Genomic DNA, 12,487 nt, shown 5'->3' on the forward strand with positions numbered 1-12,487 from the left:
AATAAACCAAACCTATACACCAAACAGAGAAAAACAAATGGGATACAGCCAACTCAAAGCATTCCACAACGTCGCCAACCTCAAAAGCTTTGTGTGCGGAGTTGTTGACCGGGCAAACCGGATCGACCATTCTTGATGTCAGTTGTCTGCTCCGGCCGGTTCCGGCCGGCCAAACTATTGCGTTTAAGTCTGGTCTTTCTTGATGCTCTCTGGATCGCGAAAGCGATATCTCGTCGACACTCATCGCCTGCGCGATCCGGCGCAAACGCTGGCCCGGGTCCGCCCCTTTCTTGCTGAAATGGGCATTACCCGCATCGCAAATCTGACCGGACTTGATCGTATCGGCCTTCCGACGGTGATGGTGACCCGCCCAAATTCTCGCTCGGTCGCGGTGGCGTTGGGCAAGGGGTTGTCACTGATTGCCGCCGAAGTGTCAGGTGTGATGGAGGCTATTGAGACATGGCATGCCGAAAGGGTCGACCGGCCCGTTCGTTACGCAAGCTATGCCGATATGGCGGCGACAGTGCCGGTAGCAGATGCGGAGCGCTTGCCGAAAGTGATCGGATGCGAATTCGACCCGCAACGCAAAATTCTGTGGATCGAGGGCACCGATCTGATCGGAGGTGCGCCCTGTTGGCTGCCTGCGGAAATGGTCGATACGGACTATACCGAGTTGCCCAACGGTGGCCACGGAATGTTTCCGCGCACCACCAACGGATTGGCTTCGGGCAATGACCTCGGCGAGGCCACATGCCATGCGATTTGCGAGGTGATCGAAAGAGATGCCACGACGCTTTGGCATTTCCGAGAGTGTCCGGACAGGATCGACCCGGCGACAATCGACGATCCACGCTGTACCGACGCTTTGGGACGGTTTGAAGATGCCGGACTGGATGTGGGGATATGGCAAACCACGTCCGATATCGGTGTCGCCAGTTTTCGATGCGCCATTTGCGAGGCAGGCGAGGCTCCTGGTCACATCGGCCTTGGTGACGGTTGCCACCCGGATCGCAACATTGCGCTGCTCAGGGCGGTGACCGAGGCGGCGCAGACCCGCCTGACCTACATCTCGGGCGCACGCGACGATCTGGAGCCAACGGAATTTACCTCATCCGCCCTTGCGGCCAAGGCTCGATACGTGCGCGACCTGATTGCGGGATCAAACCCTATGGCCCGTTTTCAGGATTGCCCTACACATGTCACGGCCACTTTCGACGAAGACCTGTCCTGGCTGCTTGAACGCCTGGCCGGCGCCGGAGTCGAGCAGGTTGCAACCGTCGACCTGTCGCGTCCCGAGTTTGGAATCGCGGTCGTACGCGTGGTAATTCCGGGTCTAGAAGCCCCGCATGACGATCCCGATTTCATTCCGGGCCCGCGCGTGCGGCGCGTCAAGGCAGCAGTCTGATGCGTGCGGCGATCTTTGTCGGCCCGACCCTGACGGCGGATGAAGTGTGCAACATTCTGGACGCCGAAATACTGCCACCGGTTGGACAAGGCGACGTTTACCGGGTCGCCCGTGGGCGACCCCGGGCCATCGGCATCATAGACGGATATTTCGAAGGCGTCCCATCGGTCTGGCATAAGGAAATTCTTTGGGCATTGGAACAGGGCATCCCGGTCTATGGCAGCGCCAGCATGGGCGCGTTGCGTGCCGCCGAACTGGACGGGTACGGAATGATCGGCGTGGGCCGGATATTCGAGGCTTATCGATCCGGTGTCATCCGGGACGATGACGAGGTGGCGGTGCTGCATGGTCCGGGCGAACTTGGATACGCGCCGCTGAGCGAGCCCATGGTGTCGATCCGGGCGACCGCCGAGCAGGCGCGAACAGAAGGTATTATTACACCGAAGGCAGCGGAGGCTCTAGTCGCGGCGGCAAAGGCGCTGAATTATCGGGACCGGAACTGGCCGGGTATCCTTGACCGGGTGAACGGGGCACTGGTGACTGGATTTGCCGAATGGCTGCCTCATGGGCGTAAAGATGCAAAAGCCGAAGATGCCCGTGAAATGCTGAATGCAATGGCGCTTCATATGACCGAAGATCATGCCCCTCCGAAATCCAAGCCTAAACTGGAGCGTACGCTTGTCTGGCAAAGTCTGACACGCCGGATCGACGCGGAACTTTCGGAGCCGGACACACCGACAGAGCGGCTACTTGATGAACTGCGCCTCGATCCCTTCCGCTTTGCGCTTGTCCGTGACCGTGCCATGCTGAGGATGCTTGCGCAGGAACCTGTGGGCGCAAAACCATCAATCGATCGGCGATGGCTTGTTGACGTGATGTCCCAGCATCGGACCCGCTTGGGGTTGTCGCACAAGGCGCACATGCTTGGCTGGCTGAATGAAAACGATCTGGATGAGGCCGGGTACGAGGCCATGCTGACCGAAACCGTTTTGGTTCGGGCCCTCACCGATGCTGACCCGATGCGGTTGGAACGCTATATTTTGAACGAGTTGCGTTGGTCCGGAGAATATTCCGAGCTGAAAGAGCGCGCCCGTGCGAAGGCTCAAATCGTTCAGCCGAGTGGATCTTTCACCTCGCCCGATCGTACGCGCCTGATGATATGGTATTTCGAAACTCTGCTGGACCAGACGGTTCCCGAAAATCTCGACACCTACATCAAAACAATTGGTGTCGCTGATAGGGCCGCGTTTCATGATATAGTCGAACGGGAGTTTCAGTACCGGGCCAGATGCAATGACCGGGCCGAGGGCGGAGAACAAACCCGGGATTAGACGCAAAGTCATTTGACGCAATGCGGAGGGATTCATGGACAGGCCATTCAATTCGACAGAAGAAGCGCCCGGAACCCGGTTCCTCCTGTATCCTCAATCCCCATTTCTTGACAGCAAAGCCGAGCTTGAGCTGGTCGAAATTTCCGCCCCTCCCGGCACAATTGGTCCAGGGCCGTCCGGGCCTCGAATGTACGCCGTCAACCCGGTGGGAAAGACCACACCATATGGGGCTATCGTTCCCGGCCCGAATGGGCCTGGCATGTATCTGCCGCCCTGGGATGGGTTCATCCAGCCGCCACCGATACCGGACGAGTTCGGGAACTTTATCCATATCACCCCGTCAAACCCGGCGTTCGAGGCGACGCATCTGTTCGGTTCCGCACATTTCACGATGGACGTGTGGGAAGGATATTTCGGGCATCCCATCCCGTGGCATTTCGGACAGGATTTTGACCGGCTCGAACTTTCACTCCTGCCCAGTCTCGACAATGCCCATATCGGCTGGGGTTTCCTGGAAACCGGCGGGACGTTCGAACACGGCGACGAATACCGGCCCTACAGCCTGAATTTCGATGTCGTGGCGCACGAGATCGGACATGCCATTATCTACAGCGTGGTCGGCTTGCCCACTGACGAACATGCGCCCGGCGAATACTATGGGTTCCACGAATCCGCCGCCGACCTCATTGCCCTTTTGGCCTCATTGCATTTTGGTTCGGTGGTCGACGCGCTACTCAAGAACACACATGGCAACCTTTATACGTTCAACCGCCTGAACAGGTTCGCCGAACTGTCCGAAAACGCCCAGATCCGGATGGCGGCGAACGGCTCGGTGCTTTCCGAATTCGCGGATGGATGGTCCAGCGAACACGCCCTGTCGCAACCACTGACAGGAGCCATGTTCGACATTCTGGTTGATATCTTCCACGAGCGGCTGCTGCTCCACGGCCTGATTTCGCCCGAAATCGAGGATCTGTCGGACCGGTTGGAAGGATCACCCGACTACGTGGATGTCATGCAATCCATCTTTGACGAGCGCTACGCCATGAATCCCGAAGGGTTCCGCATTTCATTGCTTGAGGCGCGCGATTTCCTGGGGTCTTACCTTGCCGACGCCTGGAGCATGCTGGACGCCGACATGCTGAGCTATTTCGGGGTCGAAAAAGCGCTGCTCATCGTCGATCAGGAAATCACCGGCGGCGCGTTCCGGCAGATCATCGAGGGCAACTTCCGCATGCGCGATATCGGCCTGGTGAAAGCCGGGCCACGCCTTGCCAACCCCGATGACACCAGCCACGCTGTTTCGGTTCGCACGCGGATCCCGGGTTAAGAAGTGGCAAATGGCTTTGTTTTTCAGTCAATTTATGGCATTTTGGAAACAATCAATTTGTTCAAAATTTTCGACTTGCGCACTCGCATGTCAACACGTGGAGAAGTCGGCGAATCCTTCGTCGCCTCCGGAACAGCCACAGGGGGAAATTGTTGTGACCGAGTCATTGTTAAGTTTTTCGGAAGTGTTGTTGTTTGGGCGTGCTGTCGACGACCTGCAGATTCCAAAGAAGGGAATTGATGAAACGGTTCGCCTCGCCACCACTGAAAAAGTTGTTAATTTCAATGATGTAGACCTAAGTATCGATGGTATTGCCATTGCAGATGATGATTTCGTTCTGGTGCGATGCAACAATGCAAATCAGAATGGGATCTACAAGGTAGCCGACGCCGGTGGGGGAAAGAAAAAACTGGAGAACCGGCAAACCGTGTTAAAGGATGCTAAGGTTGCGGTTCTTGAAGGCGATGAGTTCGGCGATACTTTCTGGACACAAAAGCAAACGCCCCCGAAGCAGATTTTCAAGGAAGGCGCATTGCGTGCGCGGGGCCGCGGTCGGAACAACTTGCTCGACAGCCAGTTCGATCTGGACGCGCAATTTGCACGAATTTATGGTTTCGCTTACGAAGGCACCTATTATGAACTTCCCGAGCCGACTGTTTTTCTAGTGCATGGCGACGGAGTAGCCGTGAATGAGGTAGGGGCAGAGAAAAACGCTCCAGGAAGTCTGGCTTCACGGGCTCCCCAAAATCCTTCGATAAGTGGCGTGGCGTCAGCTGACTACCAAATCTCAAATGACATACGTGTTTGGAACTACGACAAAGCCGATTACACCATCCGCATGGATGTCATGACCGGCATGTTCGAACAGGTTTTGCTTGATATCTATTTCGGCTTCGACAGCCCAGCCATTAGCGGGGCCAAGGTCAGCGGTGCAAAAGTCAGTGGGGCCAAGGTAAGTGGGGCCAAAGTCAGTGGCGCAAAGGTCAGCGGGGCCAAGGTCAGCGGCGCTAAGGCGCGCGGATCGGGTGACTGAGCGACGGTTAATCCACCTTATGCATTGGCAGAACTCTCAGAATCCGGCCTTCTTCAGACCGTCGACGAAATGCTCGGTATCATCGGTCAACTTGTCGGGCTGAACCTTCGCCCAATGACCCAGTGAGAAATTTGGATGCGCCTCTTTGTGCTTCTGGGCGATGGACCGTGCCAGATCCATTTGCCCCAGTTGCGCATAGCTGGCCGCCAACATTCTTTGCCCTTCTGTGGGGTTGTTCATCCGCGTCACTGAATCAATGACCTTGTCATATTGCTTAAGGTTGAAATACGCCCCACCCAAATGCCAAAGGTATTGATCTGGGAAATATGGATTCAGCCGCATCGCGCGTTGCAAATTCTCGATCGCGGCTTCGTTTTCCCCCGAATGGGCCAGCGTGTCAGCGAAATCCGACAATAGATCCGCGTCATTAGGATTCAGCGTCAATGCCCGACGATATGCCCCAATCGCGGCATCATGCTCTTTCCGATAGAGATGAACGAAACCCAGTTCACCAAAGCCGCGCGCATCCGTCGGGTCAAGTTCAACCGCCCTTTGCGCAAATGACAGTGCCGTATCAAGGGCATGGTCCTCGTCTAGGCTCCATGAATAACGCCAATCGATATTGAGGGTTCGCGAAAGCGCGGCCGAAGCCCGGGCATATTTGCTATCCCGCTCCAACGCGCGTTCGTACAGCACCTGAGCTTCGTGATTGTCCCAACGGGTATACTTGAAAATGTGCTGTTGCCCGCGCAGGACAAAGCCATAAGCAGCAAGGTCGGACGGGACGGATTGCACCATTCGCTGCCTCTCTTGCGCCTCGATTAGAACGGCCGTAGCCGCGACGATGGATTCAGTAACCTCATCCTGGATCGCGAATACATCCTCGATCTCCCGGTCATAGCGTTCACCCCAGATCGTCTGGTCGCTGTCCGCGTCGATCAATTCGACTGTAATCCGCAGCCGGCTCCCTGCCCTTCTTACATTGCCGCGCGCAACGTAGCGAACGCCTAGTTCGCGGGCGGCCATCTGAGGCGACATTGCCTGGGCCTTGAAAAAGAAGGTCGAGTTCCGGGCGATGACAAACAGGTTCTTGAATTTTGAAAGGTTCAGGATGATGTCATCGGTCAGCCCCTCCGCGAACCAGCTGTCGGTCTGATCTCCGCCCAAACTGACAAAGGGCAGAACAGCGACGGACGGAATGTTGGGGCGTTCACGATCTGCTTTCTTGATTTTCGGCCGCACCGTGGCGGCAAGGGTGACTCCTTCGACTTCGCTGCGCACGCAATAGGTCTGCACAGGGTCCATGATGTTCTTGAGAGTCTTCGCCCCAAGAAATTCATAGCCGTACCGCAACCGGTTGCGAATTTGCTCGTACACGGCCGAACTGATAAAGACGCGTCCCGGCTCGGCGACCTCCTGCAAACGTGCCGCTATATTGACGTTGTCGCCGTGAATTCCACGATCATCCAATAATATTTCGCCCATGTGAATTCCTGCACGGAACCGGATTTTCCGGTCTTCAAGGGCAGACGAATTCGCGCGTTCTGCGATGCGGTGTAGTTCAATTCCGAACCGAACTGCATTGGTTGCAGTGTCGAACATGGCCAGAATTCCATCGCCACGCACCTCAACCACACGGCCATCATATCTGTTGCATGCGGTTTCAAGCTGTTCCAGCAACGTTCGCAAAGCGCTGTAAGTGTCAATCTCGTTCTTGCCCATCAGCCGGGTATAGCCAACAACATCGGCAAACAGGACAGCACCGAGTTTATGCTGGAAAGTTGGATTATCTTTATGAATAGTCAAACTTTTCTACTCCACTCGCCCCACGGGAAACACTGGCAATCAGGCTATCATCCGGAAAGTATCAACTGGATCGCTTGCATTTTGTTCCCCTATCGCGCTTCACAGTCTTTTGGAGGCCAGCGCCAATTGGACGAATTCGTTCTTCCGAAGGCGACGGTCGTTTCCGGGTCCAGCACCCGGGCCAGTTCTTGACGGCGTGACTCCCAGTCCGTCTTCAAAAGCCCAACAACAATCATATCCGAATATTGCCCGTCGTTGAACCATGCCTGGCGCATCTTGCCTTCAATCTCAAAGCCGGCCCGTGTGATCAATGCCTGGCTTCGCTGGTTGTCGGCGCGATAAAATGATGTGACACGATTTAGTCCAAGCTGGCGAAATGCAAGATCCAGAACCAGTGCCACAGACCGCAATCCGACACCCTTTCTGCGTACCGACCGGTCGATAAACAAAGCGATGACCCCGTCCCGGTTTATCGAAGACACTCCCTCCAGGCCGACGATACCCACGACTTCGGAGTCTTCAGCTTCGACGGCGAACCAACATCTGCCATTTTCGGTCATCGACCCAATGGCCGTCTCCCATTCTTTCTCGGTCGCCGCAACGTTGAGCGGAACTCGACCGGTCCGGTCGAATGCGGCAAGATCTTCGACATCCTGATACCACCTCGCCACAACTGTCAGGTCGCTTTTCTCAATAGGGCGAAGCGAAAACTGAATTGAATGGGAATCTGACATAAACAGGTTCCTTTATTTGTTGTCAGGTTCGGAAAAACACTGTCTCGATTACAGCATGGATGAAAAAATGTGCTTGGACTGTATCATATTTCACAGAGTTGTATCGTTAAAATCAGTGTCGTACATTTTTCCATGGCCACAGTTCCTTCTTCGCCGAAGCTGATTGAACGGCGGCATGTCCGGAGCAGAGTGCTGTTTGACTTTTGCAGCGATCTGGAACCGGGCCACCGAATTCCCTGACAAACAGTTTCGATGGCATAGGCGGCGGGATGCCCACCATCCGTTTCGCCCAGTGCAGGCTATATGAGGAAACATCAACAAATTTACTTTAAGCATGAAAGTTTCATGCTAGAATGAATTGAAACCCATATTGGAAGTGGCTCTACCCGGGTGCACTAAATCGGAGGGGGAAACTGCGATGAAAATCACAATCGTTGGCGGCGGGCCTGGCGGGCTCTACACCGCGCTGTTGACCAAAAAAGCCCGGCCTGATTGGGAAATCGAAGTATTTGAACGCAATCAAGCCGCAGACACATTCGGCTTTGGGGTGGTGTTCTCGGACGAAACGCTGGACGAATTCCTTAGCCGGGACAAGGTGGTTTTCGAGCGTATTCGTGATGAATTCGCCTATTGGGACGATGTGGCAATTCATTTCAAAGGAAATGAAATGCGATGTGGCGGGAACGGATTTTGCGGTACCTCCCGGCACACACTACTGCGCATCCTTCAGGAACGATGCTCTGAACTGGGTGTCGAAATTACCTATGGCGCTGAAATCGACCCGGCCGAATTGAAAGCTCGATTTCCCGACTCTGATGTGATCGTTGCCAGTGACGGCATCAACTCGGCGCTACGTGAACATTACAAAGACAGCTTCGAACCGACGACAACGTGGAAATCCAATCGCTTTTGCTGGATGGGTTCGACCCGGCCAATGGACGAGTTCAACTACTTTTTTCGTGAAACCGAGCACGGACACATGGTTGCTCATTGTTATCAGTATGAAAAAAACCATTCGACCTGGGTGTTCGAAATGGATGAGGCGACATGGCAGGGGCACGGGTTCGAGGAGTTCGACGAGGAAGGTTCCAAAGCCAAATTGGAACGGACCTTCGCCAATGAACTGCAGGGCCACCCTCTGTTGTTGAATCGATCGAATTGGCGCAATTTTCCCCGAATTTTCTGCGAAAACTGGTTTGTAGACAACATCGTCATCCTGGGCGACGCCAAGGCCAGTGCGCATTTCTCGATCGGTTCAGGAACCAAACTGGCGATGGAGTGCGCAATTGCGCTTTCGGATGCGCTGATCGAACATGCCGAAACGGATGTGCAAACGGCATTTAAGGCATATGACGACGCGCGACGCACGCCCTGCCAGATTATCCAACACAACGCCGATGTCTCGCTCGCCTGGTTCGAACACATGGGTCGATCGTGGGATATGGACCCATATCAGTTTGCGATGGTGGTCATGTGCCGTGCCAAATCGATCACCTATGACAATCTGATCGTCCGGGATGCGGAATTCGTTCGCAAGGCTGACGATGAATGGTATGCACGCCATCTGCGCGAAAGCGGAGAAGATCTGAGTAAATCCCGCCCTACCCCCATGTTTTCCAAATTCAAACTTCGCGGCATGGAACTGACAAATCGTGTCGTGATGTCCCCGATGGCTCAGTACTCGGCAGATATGGATGGCAATCCGACGGAATGGCACAAGGTGCACTATTGCAGCCATGCGATGGGGGGAATGGGCCTGCTCTTCACCGAAATGACCTGCCCTTCAGCCGATGCGCGTATCTCCCAGGGGTGTCCGGGTATGTGGACGGACGAACACGAAGCGAACTGGAAAGGTATCGTAGATTTCATCCATGCAAACTCAGCTGCGAAAGTGGCAATGCAGCTTGGTCATGCAGGGCGCAAGGGTTCAACGCAACTGGGCTGGCAAAAGGCGGATCATCCGATTTCGGACCAAGACGCAAATTGGCCATTGGTTTCCGCCTCTCCCCTGCCGTGGTTCGAAGGTGAAAGTCAGATTCCAGCAGAATTGGGCCGTCCACTCATGGACCGGATCAAGGCGGATTTCGTACAGGCCACGGAGCGCGCAGCGCGTGCCGGGTTCGACATGCTGGAACTGCATTGTGCGCACGGCTATCTTTTGGCTTCGTTCCTTTCACCACTGACCAACAGGCGCAATGATGAATATGGTGGATCTCTCGAGAACCGGTTGCGCTATCCGTTGGAGATATTCACTGCGATGAGGGCCGCATGGCCAGGCGACAGGCCGATGTCGGTGCGGGTGTCCGGCAGCGATTGGAAGGACGGAGGACTGACCGAAGCCGATCTTATCGCAATCGCCGAGGCATTCCGCAACGCGGGCTGTGATCTGATCGACGTTTCGGCAGGTCAGACCGTTCCCGACCAACAGCCGGTGTATGGCCGCATGTTCCAGACCCATCTGGCCGAAGCTGTGCGCAACGTGCCTAAGATCGCGACAATGGCAGTCGGAGCCATAACAGAAGCCGCGCAAGTCAATACGATCCTGCACACACGCCGCGCCGATTTGGTCGCTCTGGGTCGGCCTCACCTGTGGAACCCGTACTTCGCACATCAGGCCGCAGCCTGGTACGGGGCGCGGAATGATCACACCTGGTCAAATCAATATCTGAGCGGCGGCGCGCAAGCCTTTCGCGAAGCAGAAAAAAGCCGCGACAAAATGCTGGAATTGCAGCGGAAAGCGGCGCCGGGCCGCCACATTCGCTAGACTTGAAAAGGGTATCCATTCGATCCTTTTTGAGTTGGTAGGAGTTTTCCGACTCCAGCATTGTTCGCGAGGTCGCACGGGTGCTGGGTTTGGGCAACGGTACTCTAAGGGTTGTGCGCAAGCTCTGATCGAATGGAAATCATCGTTGAAAGCTGCCGGGCGGTTCGCGTTACATCAGGGCTGCCGGAATGGCGGGGTATTGAAAACCCGACGCCAATTCGATCGCGCGTTGCAGAATTTTCGCGCCATAGGCGGCGTTCTTGTGCGTATTATCATTGCGCTCGATATGATTGTCCGAAGCGTATTCGGGCAAGGTCAGGCACCCTTCTGTCACTGTGTCATCGGGCTGTGGAAGCAAACAGATATCATCCAGCGCCATGTTTTGCGCCCACAAGTCCCAAATTGCATTCCGCTCCTCGGCTGTGACCGTGTAGGCGCCGGAGAATTCGGCATGATAGGCGGTCTCCATACCAGCCGTATCGAATGAAGTTGGCGCAAAAATAACTCTTGCATGCCCCAAAGCCGCGTATTGACGCGCAAACAGATAAGTCGGTTCACGAAACAGATGATGCCGCACCACCTCCAGCCGCAGTTGGGATGACATGAACTGGTCCGGTTGACGCAACTCATGCAGGAGCTGTGCAAAATGAAACGAAGTCGTCAAACGACATCCTACAAAAAAAAGAACGTCAAAGTCCTTCGACTCCAGACAGGTCCGATTGTTTTCATTGAATTTCGCAAAGCGCCGGGCCGTGTATTCATCGGCGGGTTCGATCCGGTCGTTTTGCCATTTCAGATTTCTGAACCGCCCACCTGTGTGCCCCCAGAATTCCACATCGAATCCGGTCAGATCGACCATGCTCTCGTTGCAAGCCTGACGAACAGCCGCATAATGGCTATCTCCGAAAACGCACAGCCGGATTGGCCCGTCACTTGACGAAGGCATTCAGGATTTCCTCTTCGCATCTCAGTTCTTCCGCAGCTTGGAATGCAACACGCTTCCTGGTTGTCCTGGTCGCGCCATATGCGGAGTGTTGCGCATCAAAGAACTGTTTCATTACGAAATCAACGCCATACGGTTCGACGCTGCGCTGGTCCGGGCCATAAAACATGCCGCGGAAAAATGGATGAGCAATTACTTCATACGAGGGAAAATAGTCGATGCGATCGTCCGAATGGCTGACTTCGCCGGCGACCGTGCGCAATACGGATTTCGAAAGCATGGTTGCGGTCAGAACGTGTTCGCCACCGGCCGTGGCCACCAGCGGGACAGGCGAAACAGTGATCAGGAACTTTAGTTCTGGATTCAGACCGCGCATGAGACATATTGCGGCCTCAAGATCGGCTTTGATGTCGGCGCTGGATGCGTTCACAAACTGATGCTGATCCGTATCGAACTGTCCTGCGACAGTGCCCGGGCAGATTGCAAATTCGACGCCGCTTTCTTTGTGCCGCCAGGCTTCGGTCAGACCCATCGTGAAAACAAAAACATCCGCGTTCGCAAGCGCCCGCCGGATGGCGGCGAGGGTGGCGGCGCGAGAATGATCGACCTCTGTCGTATCTGCAAATCCATTGGGTTCGATACCTGGTCGAAACGGGTCGTAAACCCGCCCGTCTTTTGTCCAGTAGAGTCTCGGAATTGTGCTGGCTTCGGTGGCCCATTCCATCCATTGCCACAACATCCGGCACGTGTAGATGTTGCCGGTTCTGAAGCTGAAGGTCCCAAAGTGATAGTCAGCATGCCGGTTTTCAGGCAGCCCGCCGGGGGCAGGTTCTTCGTTGATCCAGTTATAGTCACGCCGGATCAGCGCTCTGCTAAAGTGCTGCGCAAAACAGGAGCCTGCCGTTGCAATACCGGTAACGGATGAAATCTCGAACTTGGGTGCCCAGAGATCCTTGATCGAAAAGGGCGAATGCTCTGTCACTGCGGTCCGCCAATGGGCCTTGCTCTCAAGGTTCACATAGGGGTGGTTCATGTCGGAACTGCCTCGCCTGCAACAATTCTGCCGGTTGTTCGATACACCATCTCGACGAGGTTCTCCAGTTGGCAGTTCGCACTCGAGATCGGGGAATTTGCCGAGGCG

General features: G+C 55.2%; 9 protein-coding genes. 5 read left to right on the top strand and 4 right to left on the bottom strand.

Annotated features, from left to right (window positions below):
* Positions 1 to 202: 202 nt before the first annotated feature.
* From ACR0AO_RS14100 to ACR0AO_RS14115, 4 genes are read left to right on the top strand one after another with little or no spacing between them, the layout of a single operon-like run.
* The gene (locus ACR0AO_RS14100; protein WP_480604600.1) at positions 203 to 1,405 is read left to right on the top strand and encodes a YcaO-like family protein; all 1,203 of its coding nucleotides are present in this window, start codon (positions 203 to 205) and stop codon (positions 1,403 to 1,405) included.
* On the top strand, positions 1,405 to 2,736 hold the full coding sequence (locus ACR0AO_RS14105; RefSeq protein WP_480604602.1) for a TfuA-like protein: 1,332 nt from the start codon (positions 1,405 to 1,407) through the stop codon (positions 2,734 to 2,736). The genes ACR0AO_RS14100 and ACR0AO_RS14105 overlap by 1 nt, the downstream gene beginning before the upstream one ends.
* A 34-nt stretch (positions 2,737 to 2,770) precedes the next feature.
* The gene (locus ACR0AO_RS14110) at positions 2,771 to 4,066 is read left to right on the top strand and encodes a gluzincin family metallopeptidase (RefSeq protein ID WP_480604604.1); all 1,296 of its coding nucleotides are present in this window, start codon (positions 2,771 to 2,773) and stop codon (positions 4,064 to 4,066) included.
* Positions 4,067 to 4,076: 10 nt separating this feature from the next.
* Complete coding sequence (locus ACR0AO_RS14115; RefSeq protein WP_480604606.1) at positions 4,077 to 5,099, top strand: hypothetical protein; 1,023 nt, start codon at positions 4,077 to 4,079, stop codon at positions 5,097 to 5,099.
* Positions 5,100 to 5,135: 36 nt separating this feature from the next.
* Here the strand turns inward: ACR0AO_RS14115 and ACR0AO_RS14120 are convergent, their stop codons facing one another.
* Both ACR0AO_RS14120 and ACR0AO_RS14125 read right to left on the bottom strand, forming a co-directional pair.
* A complete protein-coding gene (locus tag ACR0AO_RS14120; protein ID WP_480604608.1) occupies positions 5,136 to 6,905 on the bottom strand; it encodes an adenylate/guanylate cyclase domain-containing protein in 1,770 nt (589 codons plus the stop codon).
* An 89-nt stretch (positions 6,906 to 6,994) separates the two neighbouring features.
* Complete coding sequence (locus ACR0AO_RS14125; RefSeq protein WP_480604610.1) at positions 6,995 to 7,639, bottom strand: GNAT family N-acetyltransferase; 645 nt, start codon at positions 7,637 to 7,639, stop codon at positions 6,995 to 6,997.
* A 418-nt stretch (positions 7,640 to 8,057) separates the two neighbouring features.
* On the opposite strand from ACR0AO_RS14125, the gene ACR0AO_RS14130 reads away from it, so the two are divergent.
* Positions 8,058 to 10,403, top strand: a complete 2,346-nt coding sequence (locus ACR0AO_RS14130) for an oxidoreductase (protein WP_480604612.1) — start codon at positions 8,058 to 8,060, stop codon at positions 10,401 to 10,403.
* A gap of 169 nt (positions 10,404 to 10,572) precedes the next feature.
* Here the strand turns inward: ACR0AO_RS14130 and ACR0AO_RS14135 are convergent, their stop codons facing one another.
* The gene (locus ACR0AO_RS14135; protein WP_480604614.1) at positions 10,573 to 11,262 is read right to left on the bottom strand and encodes a hypothetical protein; all 690 of its coding nucleotides are present in this window, start codon (positions 11,260 to 11,262) and stop codon (positions 10,573 to 10,575) included.
* A gap of 70 nt (positions 11,263 to 11,332) precedes the next feature.
* Positions 11,333 to 12,379, bottom strand: a complete 1,047-nt coding sequence (locus ACR0AO_RS14140) for a GSCFA domain-containing protein (RefSeq protein WP_480604616.1) — start codon at positions 12,377 to 12,379, stop codon at positions 11,333 to 11,335.
* Positions 12,380 to 12,487 lie beyond the last annotated feature (108 nt).

This window comes from Ruegeria sp. AF8, assembly GCF_056541825.1.